The organism is Halodesulfovibrio aestuarii DSM 17919 = ATCC 29578 (assembly GCF_000384815.1).
Lineage (GTDB): Bacteria > Desulfobacterota > Desulfovibrionia > Desulfovibrionales > Desulfovibrionaceae > Halodesulfovibrio > Halodesulfovibrio aestuarii.
This window is the reverse complement of sequence record NZ_ARQF01000020.1, coordinates 469,502-486,241: the sequence shown is the minus strand read 5'-3', so window position 1 is coordinate 486,241 and position 16,740 is coordinate 469,502. Positions and strand designations below refer to the sequence as shown.

General features: G+C 43.5%; 11 protein-coding genes. 9 read left to right on the top strand and 2 right to left on the bottom strand.

Translation table 11 applies throughout. The annotated features are described in order from the left end of the window. The first annotated feature begins 6 nt into the window (after nucleotides 1-6). Entirely contained in the window at nucleotides 7-270 is a 264-nt protein-coding gene (locus F461_RS0108185; protein ID WP_169376343.1) for an acyl carrier protein, read from the top strand. 115 nt (nucleotides 271-385) lie between these two features. On the opposite strand, the gene F461_RS0108180 is transcribed toward F461_RS0108185, so the two are convergent. Beyond that, entirely contained in the window at nucleotides 386-586 is a 201-nt protein-coding gene (locus F461_RS0108180; RefSeq protein WP_020000668.1) for a hypothetical protein, read from the bottom strand. Nucleotides 587-650: 64 nt separating this feature from the next. Here F461_RS0108180 and F461_RS19570 point away from each other — a divergent pair, with 64 nt between their 5' ends. Then, on the top strand, nucleotides 651-1,082 hold the full coding sequence (locus tag F461_RS19570) for a polysaccharide biosynthesis protein (protein ID WP_020000667.1): 432 nt from the start codon (nucleotides 651-653) through the stop codon (nucleotides 1,080-1,082). A gap of 874 nt (nucleotides 1,083-1,956) precedes the next feature. On the opposite strand, the gene F461_RS0108170 is transcribed toward F461_RS19570, so the two are convergent. Next, nucleotides 1,957-4,656, bottom strand: coding sequence for a cation-transporting P-type ATPase (locus F461_RS0108170; protein ID WP_020000666.1), 2,700 nt, complete (start codon nucleotides 4,654-4,656; stop codon nucleotides 1,957-1,959). 1,041 nt (nucleotides 4,657-5,697) lie between these two features. Here F461_RS0108170 and F461_RS18635 point away from each other — a divergent pair. From F461_RS18635 to F461_RS17480, 7 genes are all read left to right on the top strand, one after another. After that, nucleotides 5,698-8,658 carry an EAL domain-containing protein gene (locus F461_RS18635; RefSeq protein WP_162139292.1) on the top strand — a complete coding sequence of 987 codons (2,961 nt, stop codon included), beginning with the start codon at nucleotides 5,698-5,700 and terminating at the stop codon, nucleotides 8,656-8,658. A gap of 457 nt (nucleotides 8,659-9,115) precedes the next feature. Further along, nucleotides 9,116-9,898: a FadR/GntR family transcriptional regulator gene (locus F461_RS0108160; protein WP_020000664.1), complete on the top strand. Its 783-nt coding sequence runs from the start codon at nucleotides 9,116-9,118 to the stop codon at nucleotides 9,896-9,898. A 21-nt stretch (nucleotides 9,899-9,919) separates the two neighbouring features. Then, nucleotides 9,920-11,557 (top strand): choline dehydrogenase, encoded by a 1,638-nt coding sequence (betA, locus tag F461_RS0108155; protein ID WP_020000663.1) that lies wholly within the window; start codon nucleotides 9,920-9,922, stop codon nucleotides 11,555-11,557. 18 nt (nucleotides 11,558-11,575) lie between these two features. Beyond that, on the top strand, nucleotides 11,576-13,057 hold the full coding sequence (gene betB / locus F461_RS0108150) for a betaine-aldehyde dehydrogenase (RefSeq protein ID WP_020000662.1): 1,482 nt from the start codon (nucleotides 11,576-11,578) through the stop codon (nucleotides 13,055-13,057). Nucleotides 13,058-13,137: 80 nt separating this feature from the next. After that, complete coding sequence (locus tag F461_RS0108145; RefSeq protein ID WP_020000661.1) at nucleotides 13,138-14,091, top strand: ABC transporter substrate-binding protein; 954 nt, start codon at nucleotides 13,138-13,140, stop codon at nucleotides 14,089-14,091. 613 nt (nucleotides 14,092-14,704) lie between these two features. Next, entirely contained in the window at nucleotides 14,705-15,943 is a 1,239-nt protein-coding gene (gene sstT, locus F461_RS0108140) for a serine/threonine transporter SstT (protein ID WP_020000660.1), read from the top strand. Between the two features lie 378 nt (nucleotides 15,944-16,321). Continuing rightward, nucleotides 16,322-16,645 (top strand): putative quinol monooxygenase, encoded by a 324-nt coding sequence (locus tag F461_RS17480; protein ID WP_020000659.1) that lies wholly within the window; start codon nucleotides 16,322-16,324, stop codon nucleotides 16,643-16,645. Nucleotides 16,646-16,740: the final 95 nt, after the last annotated feature.

Here is a 16,740-nt window from a genome sequence, read left to right as displayed (position 1 = left end):
TGCGGTTTGTTGCGAAATCTTCAACATGTCGGTATTATTGTGATTTTGAATGAGAGAATAAAAAAACTGGTTGAGGAATTGACATTTAAAAAAGTATCAATCGATGAACCTTTGTATACATCTAATTTAATAGATAGCATGGGAACAGTTGATCTTGCTTTAATGTTGGAAGATGAATTTAATATTAAAATAGGTACTGAAGATATAATAGAGCCTAACTTTGATAGTATAGAAAAACTAACCAACTATATAACAAATAGAATTTCATGATTTTTGGGATTTAGTTCCCTTTGACTCATGCAGTTAAGCAATAATGTTCTTATTGTGATCAAGCTTAAATAAGTTATGGTTAGTTAAGGTGTACGGTGTTTTTCAAGGAAGTTGTTTACATGGATCGGTAGCGCAACATACAGAATTGATGAAGGTTTTGTTCGATTTTTAGAGCGATGGAACCAAACTGGTGCGGGAGAAATTGCCCGTTCACTTCGTAAGCTTCTCCGTCAATGCTTGAGAATCTAAAGATAAAGAGATGATCCAAGACGTTTTTCTGTATTAATGATCCTGCTACAAACTTGTGGACACTCATCGCCATCTCCTCTTTGATTCAGGATAATGGCTTAACTACGTATCCACAAGTTTGTAGCAGGATCATGGTGTTGCTTTCGGGAAAGACTATTAAGGATGCTGAACATCCTAATGGTGATATTGAAATTTCTGTAGTTGGGTTGCGTCCTGGTGAAAAGCTATATGAAGAATTGCTGGTTGGTGAGGATGTTCAAAAAACTGAACATCCTAAGATAATGCAAGCACACGAGATCTTTCTTTCACTTGAAGTTTTAGAAGAAAAACTGTCAAAGTTTGAATTGCTTGAAGTTGAGAATGACTGTTTAGCCGCTCGAAACTTGCTCCAAGAAATTGTCAGTGGTTTCACTCCTAATTCCCCGATTGTTGATTCGCTGTATAACCCAACTAAGCAAGTTGCCTACTTTAGTGAAAGGTGTAAATCGGGTGTAAATTCGCTTGATTATCATGTCGCTAATGTCGTTTGTGCTTCTGGTGAAGCCTTGCAAATAAAGGAATAAGCAGCTTTCGCTAGAAATAACACCTGCCTTTCACGCAGGCGACAGGGGTTCAAATCCCCTTGGGGACGCCAACGGATATCAAGCACTTACATGCACATGTAAGTGCTTTTTTTATTATTCTCTCCCGCAAAGTGTAAGTTTTTGAATTTTTATTTTTAGGCTGCACTTGCATCGTTCCTATCCTCGTTATGCTTACCATTGTTCCCGGATAATGTTCAATCCGACAACCACAGCGGTGTATGCACCGTGTATATTCGTGGCCCAAAAACGCGATTTCTTTTGGACGCCCATATTTCATTTACGAACGGGCAAGCGGAAAGAAATTAATAGTGGCGAAAAGCCGTAAGCAGAGTGGTATATTCATCACCGCAAAAGAAAATGTAGTATTCATCGCGTTCAGCTAAAGAATAGTTCATTTTTGGCACTTGTTATAATAGGGAAACTGTATAGTTTTTATTGTAACATGTTGGAATGTAATGGTTATGATCAAGAGCGTCTAAGGTGGTATAGCTGATGTAGAGTGAATCGCCGCCAGTTGCGTAAACACTCTTGAGTTTTGGGTTGTAACTGTAAGTGGATACGATGATCGACAGGGGGGATACGGATAAATTTAACGTTGAAGCTGTAAAACAGGTCACAGAGCATGGTTATCGACGTTCTAATAGCCTGAATTTATGACGAAAGATTTGAATCAGCATCTGCGTAGCGGGCTGAGATATTATGCTTCTGAAGAAGTAGTACGGTTGATGTTACACTGGCGAGTTGAATCCAAGAAAGTTTTTTAAATATAATGTTTCATTGTTGCACCGGTAGGTGCTTTTTTTTGGGCTAAAAGCCACACGAATAATAGAATTATGTAAAATTATTTACCTTACTATTGTGGTCGCCGCTTTTTATCAAATTCTACAAGGCTAAAGGAAATAAGACCGCAAACCAATATTTTTCCCCAGTCGAGTAAATCTATCGGGGCAGTCGCAAATATGTTGTTCATGAAGGGGGCATAAGTAAATAACAGCTGCAAGCCCATCATAAAAGCAGCTCCGCCAATTGCCCAAAGATTTGTTGTCAGTCCTAGTTCAAATGGAGAACGGGAGAACGACCTGGCGTTAAATAAATAAAAGGCTTCAATCACAACGAAGACATTAACGGCTATAGTGCGGGCTTTCCCGACAGGTGCGCCATTACTTAATTCCCATTCAAAAAGCCCCAGTGCACTCAAAAGCAGTAAGACGCTGACAATACCAATTCTACGCAGGATTACCTTGTCCAAAATGGGATGGTTCGGATTACGAGGAGGCTTCTGCATAATCCCCGGTTCTTTAGGTTCAAAGGCGAGCATCATTCCGAGACACATTGCAGTAGTCATGTTGATCCACAGAATCTGAAGTGGCAGAATTGGGAAAGTTGCTCCGAATAGTATTGCCGTAAGAATGACAAGTCCCTCACCGGCATTTGTTGGAAGCGTCCATGCGATGAATTTTAAGAGGTTGGCAAAAACCCCTCGTCCTTCTTCTACGGCTGCTTCAATTGATGCGAAGTTATCGTCAGTCAGTACCATATCTGCAGCTTCTTTTGCTACCTCGGTCCCAGTTATTCCCATGGCGATGCCAATGTCTGCTTGTTTTAGTGCGGGGGCATCGTTTACACCGTCACCGGTCATCGCACAGACTTCTCCATTCGATTGCAGTGCCATGACAAGTCTAAGCTTTTGTTCTGGCGAGACTCTGGCAAAAATAGGTATGTCCTCAACTTGTTGAGTAAGTTCATCATCACAGAGCTCGGCGATTTCTTTTCCCGTCATAACCCGACAGTCGTCACCAACATTGCAGGCACTGCCACGCAGTCCGAGTTTTTTTCCGATAGCTTCGGCTGTTAAGGCGTGGTCTCCAGTTATCATTTTAACTTTTACCCCTGCCTCCTGACACGCTGCTACAGCAGACATTGCTTCTTCTCTTGGGGGGTCAATCATTCCCTGTAGACCGAGGAACGTCATTTCTACGCATATATTAGTTTGATCGATGGTTGCATCTGACGATGCGTGCTTGCATGCAAAGGCCAGCACTCTGAGACCCTTTGATGCTATTTCATGTTGCGCTGATGTGATCGCTTCTTTGTCCAGAAGGGTAGTTTCTCCAGAAGGAAGCATGCTCTCCGTACAACATTCAAGTACTTTTTCCACAGCTCCTTTAAGGTAAATGACTCGGGAGTGGTCATGTTCATGAAGAGTGGCCATGAATTGCCTTTCAGATTCAAAAGGCAGTTCATCAATACGTCTGAAACGTTTTTTCTCTTCTTCGTGATTCAGACCGAACTTTTCTGCTGAGATTATTAAAGCACCTTCGGTAGGGTCTCCTTCAACAATGTTCCGCTCTTTCTTATGAAGTATCTTAGCGTCGTTGCATAACAATCCTGCTCGTACACATTCGCGGAGAGCGATGTTTGCATCAGGAGCAGTGTTACTGTTTTCAGGGGCTATAATGGTTCCTTCTTTACCGTATCCGGTTCCGGAAACAGTGTATGCTAGATTGCCGCTTCTAATTTCTTGAACCGTCATTTGGTTTTCAGTGAGTGTTCCAGTTTTATCTGAACAGATGACAGTGGTGCCACCAAGTGTTTCAACGGCAGGAAGTTTGCGAATGATTGCTTTGCGCTCAGCCATCCGTGATACGCCAAGGGCCAGAATAATGGTTATAGCAGCTGGTAAACCTTCAGGTATAGCTCCTACAGCAAGAGCAACTGCAGCCATAAACATGTCATTCACAGGTTGTGAGCGTAATATACCGAATACGAAAGAAGTGCTGGCCGTGACGAGTATAGCGATCAAGAGTATGTGACTGAATTGTGTAATCTTTCGGGTCAATGGAGTAGCAAGCTCGTCTGCTGTGTCTATGAGGCCGGAGATGAGTCCAATCTCAGTGTTGTTACCAGTTGCTGTAACAACACCAGTGCCTTGTCCGAAACTGACTAACGTTCCGGCATATCCTATACAGTGCCTTTCAGCCAGTATGGTTTCTTTCGGGAGAGACGAGGAATTTTTGTCTGCCGGAAGAGATTCGCCTGTTAACATTGACTCATCAATTCGCAGCTCCTTGGTTGAAAGAAGTCTGATGTCGGCGGGAACCTTGTCACCAGATTTAAGAATCACGATGTCACCGGGAACGATTAGTGCTGCAGGAACCCTCAGTGATTCTCCCGCCCTTAATACTGTGGCTTCGGTATTCATGCTCGAGGACAAAGAATCAAGAGCTTTCACTGCTTTGGATTCCTGAAAATGGCCGACTAAAGCATTAATAAGGACAACACCAAGGATCACGAGAGAGTCAACCCATTCTCCCAAAAAAGCAGTCACCATACCTGCTGCAATCAAAATATAAACGAGGGGCTGATGAAATTGGAGAAGAAATCTCTCCAGACTTGTTTTACTTTTTTTGACTGAAATAACATTTTCGCCAAAGTGGGACAGGCGATGTTCTACTTCAAATTTGTCCAACCCTTTTGAGGGTGGTACATCGAGAAGTTGAGCCACTTCCTCTCCGTCTAAATAGTGCCAATGTTTGTCAAGCAAAGTTTCCATTACTTCCCCATAGTTAAGAGAAAATAAGTTTGTTGAAAAAGTATTAAACTATCAGATGTCTACAGCCTGAACGATCGGGTGAAGATTGTTGAGATAATGAATACTAGTACGGTAAAAGATAACAGTTAACTGTTTGTGCTACTTTTATTTCATTCAGGAGAAAGCTTAAACCGACCCTACGACGAAAAAGTGGTCAAAGGTTGTATCAGACTCATGAGGCAGTTGTTTTATATCTGGGAAAACGAATGATTCAGTAGTTAACTTTGGTAGCAGGCTGCACTTAACAGAATAAAATAGTATTGATGTCCGCTTACAATCTGGTCATGTTTATTTGATTTGCAGGTTGGCCGTGGGGGGGCATTGTTTTGAAATTGTAAATGTTGGGGGCAGGACTAACTAGAGATTGTCCTATTAAGTGTATTTGAAAAGGTATCGTTTTTAGTATTTTGAATTTTATTTGCACAGCCACATCCAGTTAAAAAGTCTTTCTGTGCCTTTTTACATTTAATTGCCATAGCCAACATTGATTGAAAAATTTTATTATACATTATAGTAACCGTATTCTGGCTTTAAGCATTTGTTATGTAGAAAAATGTAGTATGCTTTCTAGTTGTCTAATAACACTACTACATTTCATAATGAATACTGCAAAAATGTAGTTCAAATTATAGTTAACTAAGCCAGTGCAAAATTAAGAGTACCCCCCGTGTGAGACTTACCAACGTGCATGTGATTGCATTACGATACTGACATCGTTGATAAATTACTTTTTAGCATGAGCAGGGCTCGATTTGCACAATTTGAAATCTATTTTGGCCGCAGAAGGCGGTATTTGAGCTGTGAATAGTTACTCCGGACAGCTCATAGTTTATTTTAAAAGCCACCGAACTGCGTAGGACTGATATGCAACATGCTTTTTTTTCGACAATTCGATCTCGAATTTTCACGCTTCTTTTTATAGCTTTTACAATAACATTGTATATGACAGCATATTCTTCGCGTTATGTAATAATGCAAGGATTTCAGTCTATAGAAGATGATTTGGCTAGAAACGATGTTGAGCGGGTTCGCGAATCGGTGACGAACGAGTTTGAAAAATTGGCATCGTATGTGATCGATTGGGCTTGCTGGGATGATACGTATGGTTTTGTTCTTGATGCAAATGATGAATATATTTCTTCAAACTTAACGAAAGAGAGTTTTGCAAACTTCGGGCTTAGCTTTATTCTTTTTTTTGATAAAGAAGGAAAGGCGATATATGCCCGCAGCTATGATTCTCAACATAAGAAGCTTGTAGAACCATCTCCTAAGTTGTTAGCGCATTTTAAACCAGATTCCCCTTTGTTGTCAGTGCCTACAATCAGAACTATTCATAAGGGGATTATTAACCTGTCGGGAAAGCTTTTTTTGTTTGTTGCACACCCTATTCTTACCAGTAAATTTACTGGTCCGATTAACGGGGTATTCGTAATGGGCAAACCTTTCGATAATGCGCTCCGAAAATCGCTTGTCACTGCAACGGGAGTCGACTTTTCTTTGAAGGTTCCTGAGCCAACTTTGCCGCCTACTCTTCACAAAAACAATGTTCCTGTTAGCTTTGCGTATTCTAAAGACTATATTCAGTCGAAATTGTTTTTTTCGGATTACCTCGGGCATGATGCCTTCCAGCTTTTAATTAATTCCCCAAGAAATGTGAGTAAACTTGGTGACAAAACAACGGTTTTTACCCTTATTTTGTTGTTAATTGTGGGAGCAATTCTAGCCTCGTTCATCATATATGTTCTGGAAAAACACATTCTTTGGCGGTTAAAAACTCTTCGTGAACGAGTTGTGTTAGCTGAAGGTCAACCGAGTGAAACAGCTATTTTTCTGGATGGTGCAGACGAGCTTACCGATCTTGCAAATGTTATTAGTGAGATGCGTCAGTCTATTGGCAGGCAAAAGAAATTTCTTACTGAAGCGTTAGATAGTCTTGGAGTCGGTATTGTAATGGTTGATCCTGAACGCCGTATTATTGTTGATGCAAATCATTTTGCCTTAAGCATTTTAAAGGTGGATCGGGAAAGCATTATTGGTAAAAGCTGTAAGGGATTTATTTGTCCTGATAAAACAGATAATTGTCCTATTATGACTCAGCATAAAAACGGCTATAAAAGAACATGCCGGATTGTTGATTCTGAGGGTAATCATATTCCGATTTTTAAGTCAGTACGAAAGCTTGAAAAAGACGGAAAAACAATGCTGCTGGAGTCCTTCGTGGACTTGAGTGAACTTGAAAAAACACAAAGAGAACTGCGTGTTTCGAAAGAGCGATATCAAGCGTTGTTTATGAATACGGGAACAGCCACAGCCATTTTGGCAGATGATTCTTCGGTGGTTTTTGTGAACCCTGAGTGCGCCAAGTTGCTTGGGTATGAGCTTAGTGAATTAGAGGCCGGCATAATGTGGTCGAAAATTATTGATCCACAGAGTCTTCCTCAAGTACGGAAAATTCATCGCGCACGACGTGTCGATCCTGCATCTGCACCGAAAAGGTATGAAAGCAAGGTGGTTAGAAAAGATGGAGAGAGCCGTGACGTTATGGTTACGGTGGCACGGCTCCCAGAAAGTAGTGAATATGTTGTTTCCATGGTTGATATTTCCGAACAGAAAGCCGCTGAGACAAAACTGGTATTTCAGGCTAACCACGACCCCTTAACCCGATTGCCGAACAGAACGTTTCTTGAGGAAAGACTTCTAGAGTCATTCAAGAACTCAGACCGGACTGGGATGCTTACTGGGGTATTAATGCTTGATATGGATCGTTTTAAGCATATTAATGATACGTTTGGTCATTCTCTTGGTGATCAGCTTCTGGTCCATGTTGCCGACAGATTGCAAGCGGCAGTTCAGGAACAAGATATTGTTGCCCGCTTCGGCGGTGATGAGTTTGTTATTGTTGTTGAGAACATTTCAACAGTAGATGAACTTGTGCTTAATGCTCAAAAAATTATTTCGCTTTTTGAAAAGCCAATCCAAATTCGCGGTAAGGCATTGTATACAGGTTTGACTGTTGGGGTAGTGACATATCCCAATGACGGAATAACTCCTGACGAGTTGATAAAGAATGCCGACATAGCGATGTATCGTGCAAAAGATATGGGGAAGAATACGTACGCTGTTTTTTCTGACGAAATGGATAAAGGAGTGCGTCAGAAGTTGCATCTTGAATCTGAGTTACGCGAAGCTTTGGCGTTTAATCAATTTGTTGTGTATTTTCAGCCTCAAATTGATCTCGAAATGGAAACAGTTTTCGGTGTTGAGGCTCTCGTTCGATGGCAGAAGCCGGATGGTACGCTTGTCTCTCCGGCTGATTTTATTCCTGTTGCCGAGGATACAGGACTCATTTCCCAATTGGATATGTGGGTCTTGGAAAACTCATGTCGAGCAGGTAAAATCTGGCATCAACAGAATTTGGATATTCGTGTTTCAGTGAATTTTTCCACTCGGCTTTTGCATCAGAAGGATATTGTTGAACGTGTGGTGGAGATATTGGAACAAACAGGCTTTCCTGCTGATCACTTGACTATCGAAATCACAGAAACAACTCTTATGTATGATGTAACACGTTCTCTCAGCACTATAAAAGCATTGCGTGAGTATGGCGTAAGTTTCTCTTTAGATGATTTTGGAACCGGATATTCTTCACTCAGTTATCTTAGAACATTACCAATTCGGACGTTAAAGATTGATCGTAGTTTCATTAAGGACTTGGGAGTAGACGATCCCGGTGCCGCTTCTTTAGTGAGGTCCATAATCGGTCTTGCCAATAACCTTGGCCTTGGGGTTGTGGCGGAAGGTGTTGAAACTTTGGAACAGCAAGAGTTTTTGGTAAAACATAAGTGTGTTCGAATCCAAGGTTACTATTATGCACCTCCACTTCCTGAGGAAGAGGCTTTGGCTTGGATTAGGACTTTTCAGAGTGACGGTTTTCAAGATAGCCCTCAGCGAGAAGTCGTGTAATCTAAAAGACATCCTGCGGGTATAATAGATTTCTCTCCCATGATGCGGGAGAGAGCGTAGTACCAGTTAAAAATAAAAATCTTCAGCGAATCTGGAGTGAATCTGGTTCTCGTGACGTGTAGGTGAATCGAGCAAACGGGATAGGTATTTTTTGAATTAGCCTTTGTCATAAAAGCAGGTCTTCAAATTCATTTTGGTCATCAAAAGCAAAGTAAGCTCTTACACGAAAGTGTAGGAGCTTTTTTGTGTTTAATGGTTTGGTATTGTTGTCTTATCAGAAACGTCAAAGAGTGGCACTGCTGATAAAATTGTAAGTTACAATAATGAGTTGGTCTGCTGTTTGCCCACCCCTCCTTGACGGATTATGAAAAATCTGCGTAGAATGGTACTACCAAATGACGATAAAATACAAAATTAGACAATAATTTTTAAAAAAAAAGCATTATAGGTAGTACCATTGACCATTTTTAATGATCCTCCTTCTCTTTTTATTCCTGTACAGGCCGGGCGTGCCAGCGAGGAAGTAGCCTTACAGATTGAAGCGGCTATCGTAGATGGACGTCTATCTCCAGGAGAGCGTCTTCCCAGTGAAAGGGAGATGCAATCACAGTTCGGTACCGGACGTGGAGTCATACGTGAAGCCATCAAGGTTCTGAAACAAAAAGGTCTCCTTGAGGTCAAGAAAGGCTCCAAAGGTGGAGCTTATATACGGCGGATTGAGGTTGATAATGTCTCAGAATCTCTTGCGTTATTCCTCAAACAGCATCCGGTGGAACCAGAAAAGCTCATCGAGTTTCGTGAAGTACTGGACCGGACTATCACGCAGCTCGTTATCGCACATGCTTCTCAAAGAGAAAGAGACGACCTGATGAAGGAAGCTTTCCGGTTGGAGGCAATGCTTAAAGAAACTGAGCCAGACTTAATCGCGATAAGTGAACTTGATAGGCAGTTAAATATCATGCTTGCACGTATGGGGCGTAATCCACTCTTTGAGTGGGTGATGCACGCCATCCAAAGGGGCTTTAGCTCTTACGACTATGCTCTGTATGATAATAAGGTTTTTCGTGAGAAGGCCGCAGCCAACTGGAGTGACACTGCCCGAGCCATCGCAAAAGGTGAACTTATGCGCGCATTGGCGTTCGTCGGGCACCACTATGTGCTTTTGCGCCAGTGTATCGACGAGAATGCCGCTCTGACCAATGAGCCGGATGCCCCATTTCTTCAAGAAGATGAACAGTAACAAATAAGAGAGAGAGTAATTATGAAAACATATGATTATATAATCGTTGGTGGTGGTTCCGCAGGTTCTGTTTTGGCAAACCGTTTAAGCGCCAACCCTAAAAATAAGGTTCTTGTTTTGGAAGCCGGTCTTCCGGATTTTAAGCTTGATTTTAGAATTCATATGCCAGCCGCATTGACGTATCCGTTAGCAGGCAAAACCTACAATTGGTGGTACGAATCCGAGCCGGAACCGCACATGAACAACCGTCGTATCTACCAGCCACGCGGCAAGGTTCTTGGCGGGTCCAGCTGCATTAACGGCATGATCTACATTCGTGGCAACGCGATGGATTATGAAAAGTGGAGCAAGGAAGACGGACTTGAGAACTGGTCTTACGCACACTGTCTGCCATACTTTAAACGATTTGAATGCCGTACTGCCGGAGCTGATGAATATCAGGGCGCAGTGGGGCCGCTCTATCTAACAGAACCGGAATGCGACAACCCGCTCTTCAATGCATTCTTCAGTGCAGTTCAGCAGGCAGGCTATCCTGTGACCAAGGATGTCAACGGCTATAAGCAGGAAGGATTCGGTAAGTTCGATCGTAATACGCATAAGGGACGTCGCTGGAATGCCGCTCGTGCATATATCCATCCGGTCAAGGATCGCGAGAACCTGACAGTAAAATGCAAAGCCATGACCACGCGTATTATATTTGAAGGCAAGCGGGCTGTTGGTGTGGAGTACACTCGCGGCAATAGCACCCACAAGGCTTACGCAGGTGAGATTATTTCCTGCGGCGGTGCCATCAACTCTCCTCAGTTGCTCCAGCTCTCCGGTGTGGGTAATGGTTCTGAATTATCCGCTTTAGGAATTAATGTGGTGCAGGATCTTCCTGGTGTTGGCGAAAATCTTCAGGATCATCTTGAGCTTTATGTTCAGTATGCATGTAAGAAACCGGTCAGCATGTACCCTGCGCTTAAGTGGTACAATCAGCCTGCTATCGGTTTGAATTGGCTCATTAACGGAAAAGGCGCAGCAGCGACCAACCATTTCGAAGCAGGTGGATTTATTCGCGGCAACGATCAAGTTGAGTACCCTAATATCCAGTACCATTTCTTGCCTATCGCCATTCGCTATGACGGTTCGGCCCCTAATGAGGGACATGGATATCAGGTTCATGTTGGTCCGATGAACACAGATGTACGCGGTCATGTAAAGATCAAGTCCACTAATGCGAATGAACATCCAAGCATCCTCTTTAATTACCTCTCTACTGAGCAGGAAAAGCGTGAATGGGTTGAAGCTATCCGCAAAACTCGTGAAATTATGACCCAGTCAGCGTTTGATGAATTTAGAGGTAAGGAACTGGCTCCGGGGGAACAGGCGCAGACCGACGAGGAAATTCTCGACTTCGTGGCTAACGAAGGCGAATCCGCATACCACCCGAGTTGCACATGCGCCATGGGTACCCATGACATGGCTGTTACCGATTCTGAATTACGTGTGCATGGCGTGGAAGGACTGCGTGTGGTAGACGCCTCTGTCATGCCGTATGTTACCAACGGTAACATCTATGCTCCGGTTATGATGATTGCAGAAAAAGCTGCAGATATTATCCTTGGTAACACTCCGTTGGCTCCTGAAAACGTGCCTTATTACAAACATGAAAAGTAATTCGAACTAGAGGGAATCATGCTGCAAGGCAAACATTATATTAACGGACAGTGGGTTGAGTCCTGTTCCGGCAGGACGCGCGAGATACTGAACCCGTTTGACGCATCGGTCATTGCCTCTGTTTCGGAAGGAAACCGTGAGGATGCCAAAGCGGGCATTGAAGCTGCCCGACACGCTTTTGATAAGGGAGGGTGGCCGCAAACTCCGGCGACGGAACGCGCAAGGCTTGTATTCAAGCTTGCTGACCTTATCGAACGTGACCATGAGGAACTGGCTCGACTGGAAAGCCTCGATACAGGCAAGACTGTTCAGGAAAGCCGGTGGGACATGGACGACATCGCGGGTATTTTCCGCTACTTCGCCGGCTTGGCCGATAAAGATGGTGGTGAGGTTATTGCCTCACCTAATCCGGATTCGACCAGCATTGTTGTTCGTGAACCAGTGGGCGTCTGCGGACAGATCTCTCCGTGGAATTATCCATTACTTCAGGCTTCGTGGAAAATGGCTCCGGCTTTAGCCGCTGGATGTACCATAGTTATGAAACCGAGTGAGATTACCCCGCTTACGACTCTTAAAGTGACGGAATTGGCTGAAGAGGCCGGATTCCCTCCAGGTGTCGTCAACACCGTGCTCGGCGCCGGTCCTCAAGTTGGTGCAGAACTAGCCGAAAGCGATAAGGTTGATCTTATTTCGTTCACTGGCGGAATCGAAACCGGCAAAGCTATTATGCGTGCTGCTGCGGGGAACGTGAAAAAGGTTGCGCTGGAACTGGGCGGCAAGAACCCCAATATCATTTTTGATGATGCAGACTTCGATCTTGCGGTGGACTATGCTCTCAACGGTGTGTTTTTCCATGCCGGTCAGATATGTTCTGCCGGAGCACGGGTTATGGTGCAGGACGGTATTCATGATCGCTTCGTGGAAGGTCTGCGTACTCGCATGGAACGGATTGTTGTGGGCAACGGCTTTGATGAAAACACCCAGATGGGACCACTCATCTCTGCCGACCATCTGTCCAAGGTCGAGGGATATGTGAAAATTGCTCAGGAAGAAGGAGCTAGACTCATGCTGGGCGGTACGCGCCCGAATGATTCTGCTTTGGAGAATGGGTATTTTTACATGCCTACTCTGTTTAGCGAATGCAAAAATGACATGCGTATTGTTCAGGAAGAAGTGTTTGGACCCGTTATCACCATTGAACGATTTGCCACCGAAGATGAAGTGATTGAGCGAGCTAACGATACCATTTACGGACTGTCTGCCGGATTCTGGACGTGTGATTCTGACAGGATCGAACGCGTTTCTAAGGCGCTGCGTTTTGGTACAGTTTGGGCTAATGATTTTAACGTGTACTTCGTTCAGGCCCCCTGGGGTGGTTACAAGCAATCCGGACTGGGCCGCGAGTTGGGAAAAATTGGTCTCGAAGAATACACCGAGGTCAAACATATATACCGCAATCATGCTACTCAGGCCATTAATTGGTTTGGAGGCGAAGAATAGCGGACAGGCGCATATGTTCGTGCGCAAGGGGCTGTTGCCAGACCCGCAGCCGCCTCTGTAATTGTAACCCAGGAGGTTTCATGTCTTCTTCTCTAAGACGAATTGTTTTCGCCTTATTCATAGCTACAACTCTTTTTTGTGCGACAATTACAGCGCACGCCGCGGACAAAATCACAATCGCCAGTGTGTCATGGACGGGCGTGACCATCAAAACAGAAGTTGCAGCTTCTATTTTGAAGAGTCTTGGTTACGAGACCGATATAAAGGTGCTGTCCGTGCCTATCACCTATACTGCTTTGGCTAATGACGATGCGGATGTTTTCTTCGGTAACTGGATGCCTTCTATGGCCAGCATTGCTAACAAATTTTTTAAAAGCGGCAAGGTGGTCAAATACGTAGCCAACATGCCCGGTGCAAAATATACCCTTGCAACTCCCACCTTCTGCGCTCAAGCTGGCCTCAAGGATTTCAAAGACATTGCTAAGTTTGGCGACAAGCTGGACTGGAAAATTTATGGCATCGAAGCCGGTAACGATGGCAACATGATTATTCAGGACATGATCGACAAGAACATGTTCGGGCTGGGCAAGTTCAAACTGGTAGCATCCAGTGAAGTGGTTATGTTGTCTCAGGTACAGGCGTATGCCCAGAGTAACAAGTGGATCGTTTTTCTAGGCTGGGCTCCTCATAGTATGAATGAACGCATAGACATGACCTACCTCACCGGTAGCACTGACCAGACGTTTGGTGGCAACGACGGCACTGCAACCGTTTGGACCAATGTTCGTAAGGGGTTTGTAGAGGATAATCCTAACGCAGCTAAGTTGTTCAGTAATATGACTTTCTCTGTCTCCATGATGAACCAGATTATGACATCTCTTCACGAAGATCCGAAACTTGGTATGAAGAAGGCTGGACTTAAATGGCTTAAAGCTAACCCAGACACTTATGAAAAATGGCTTGAAGGCGTTACCACTGTTGCTGGCAAGCCTGGTGATGTCGCTTTTAAAGCGTATCTTGATTCCCAGTTTTAATCATAGCTGACATAACAATAATAGGGGCTGCATTTGTGCGCCCCTTTTTTGTGCCTTTTTTACAAAAAATTTTCAGTTAGGTAGTTGGTGATTCTGCAACATGGTTTACCCACCATGATTCCATAAGTTTTTTTTACGCGCGGAATTTATTTTTCCTCGTGCGTTTTTAACCATTTTGAATTTTTGGATTATTCGGTATGGAAACAATCTTGTCTCTGAGCTTTTTATGCTTCTGGGATCAAAATAGATTTTCCTATTTTGCCGTATTAGTTTTGCATGATTAAATTTGTAATGCGGAACTTTTTTGTAATTTTTTATGAGAAAAAGGTAAAAAAACATATTTTACGAAATTTGTATTTTTCGGTAAAAAATGTATGATTAGTGAATGGCAAAGAGAAAAAAAGGTTTTTTTAGTACTATATGTACAAATTTTAGTACTTTTTGAATAAAAAAAAGCCCCTATTGGAAATAGTAAGAGCTTTTTTTATTTGTAGACCAATAACTCTGCATATTATAGATAGAAAACAATGGTTTGACTGGTTTGTTATCTCTCTTCTATGAGCCATACATTAGGTGGAAAGCGTTCTTAAATTTTTTGGAAGGATTGAGTCGAATGATGGATATCATAAAAAAGATTGCATCAGGCAGTTTAGTACTGCAGATCGTGATGGGCATTTGTGCCGGTGTTCTCGTAGCAATGTTTGCTCCGGACGCTGCAAAATCTGTGAATGTCTTGGGTCAGTTATTTGTTAAAGCACTCAAGGCTGTTGCGCCAATACTCGTTTTTGTAATTGTCGCTTCGTCTATCGCGAATCAGAAGAAAGGCGCAAACACAAATATGCGTTCTATTATCGCCCTTTACCTTGTAGGCACATTTATGGCTGCATTAGTTGCGGTTGTAATGAGCTTCCTTTCTCCTACGACCCTTACTCTTGTTGCCACCGAGACCGGTGCAACTCCTCCAAGCGGCATTGGTGAAGTTCTCAATACTCTGCTCTTTAAAATTGTTGATAACCCAATCAATGCACTTGGTTCCGGTAACTTTATCGGCATTCTCGCATGGGCTATTGCTCTTGGTTTCTTCTTCCAGCATGCCGGAGAGACCACCAAAACTGTTCTCACCGACGTTTCTGATGGCGTTTCCATGATTGTAAAGCTCGTAATTCGCTTTGCACCTCTTGGTATTTTTGGTCTTGTTGCCAACACCGTTGCAACTACCGGCTTCAAGGCGCTTGCTGGCTACAGCCATCTCATTATGGTTCTGCTGGTTTCTATGGTCATTATTGCATTGATTGTGAACCCTGCAATCGTCTGGTTCAAAACTAGACAGAACCCTTACCCACTCGTATTTGCCTGCCTTAAGGGCAGTGGTATTACCGCATTCTTTACCCGTAGTTCTGCTGCAAACATTCCTGTTAACATGGAACTCTGTAAGCGTCTTGATCTTCATGAAGATACTTATTCCGTATCTATCCCACTCGGCGCTACAGTAAATATGGGCGGAGCTGCTATTACTATTACTGTAATGACACTGGCTGCTGTTCATACTTTGGGTATTCAAGTTGATTTGGCTACTGCTCTTTTGTTAAGCCTTATTGCTTCTATTTCCGCATGTGGTGCTTCCGGCGTAGCCGGCGGTTCCCTGCTTCTTATTCCACTTGCTTGTAGCCTCTTTGGTGTTCCAAACGATATTTCCATGCAGGTTGTTGCTGCTGGTTTTATCATCGGTGTAATTCAGGACTCCGCAGAAACTGCACTTAACAGCTCTACAGACGTTCTGTTTACCGCTGCTGCAGATATTGCTGCTTCCCCTGAAAAAACTGTTGAATCCAGCACTACTGCTGCAGCTTAGTTCTCTGCCTTCAAAAAAGCCGGAAGCTTTTTGCTAGACGGTGTTTTGGACAATTGGGAACCTTGACAACAGGTTGTTCAAAGGTCACGTAGAAATACGTGGCCTTTTTTTATGTGTTGTGAGCTGGTGTTTGTTGTGCTGTACAGCAAAACTCGTATAGACTTCTTGACTAAAAGTTGGACGCTTAGTTCACCGGTTCCCTCTTTTATACGATGGAACCTGCTCGGTGGTTTGGATACAGTCAATCAATGTAATTCAACAGAGGTCTGACGAATGCCTGCCCTTTTATTTGACCACACTGCAGGTTAGTATATCGTGCAGCCAGAAGGCATATCTCATCACCCGATAGATGTCAGACTTTATTTAGAGGAACTAGCCATGGGATTTAAAGAAATTCTTGTTGTGACAGCTCGGCTACGGGCTAAGCAGGGAAAAGAAGGCGAGTTGCGGACAGCTCTTGAACAGCTGGTTTTGGATTGCGGGCATCATGAGGGGCTTTTGCTGTACAGTGTACATCAGGATGCATCTGATCCGACTACATTTCTTTTTTATGAGCATTACTTGTCTGAACGGGCATTTAAGGAACATCTTGCCAGCGATGAGTTGGTGAAGGCACAGAAGATGTTTAATGACCTTACGGAAGGCGAAGCTCAACTTGAGACTTGGCGAATGACTGCCAGAATAGGTGAAATATGCCAGTAAGTATTTTATGCTGTGGCCTTATGTCAGCATACTGTGCGAGAAAGAGCCTCTGAAGTAATTCAGAGGCTCTTTCTTATGTTGGATGTCCGTGTGTA

Excerpts from the sequence above, each read along its gene's own strand:
- sstT (WP_020000660.1), top strand. The coding sequence starts at position 14,705 with ATGATGGATATCATAAAAAAGATTGCATCAGGCAGTTTAGTACTGCAG.
- F461_RS19570 (WP_020000667.1), top strand. The coding sequence starts at position 651 with ATGGTGTTGCTTTCGGGAAAGACTATTAAGGATGCTGAACATCCTAAT.
- betA (WP_020000663.1), top strand. The coding sequence starts at position 9,920 with ATGAAAACATATGATTATATAATCGTTGGTGGTGGTTCCGCAGGTTCT.
- F461_RS0108180 (WP_020000668.1), bottom strand. The coding sequence starts at position 586 with ATGAGTGTCCACAAGTTTGTAGCAGGATCATTAATACAGAAAAACGTC.
- F461_RS0108145 (WP_020000661.1), top strand. The coding sequence starts at position 13,138 with ATGTCTTCTTCTCTAAGACGAATTGTTTTCGCCTTATTCATAGCTACA.
- F461_RS17480 (WP_020000659.1), top strand. The coding sequence starts at position 16,322 with ATGGGATTTAAAGAAATTCTTGTTGTGACAGCTCGGCTACGGGCTAAG.
- F461_RS0108170 (WP_020000666.1), bottom strand. The coding sequence starts at position 4,656 with ATGGAAACTTTGCTTGACAAACATTGGCACTATTTAGACGGAGAGGAA.
- betB (WP_020000662.1), top strand. The coding sequence starts at position 11,576 with ATGCTGCAAGGCAAACATTATATTAACGGACAGTGGGTTGAGTCCTGT.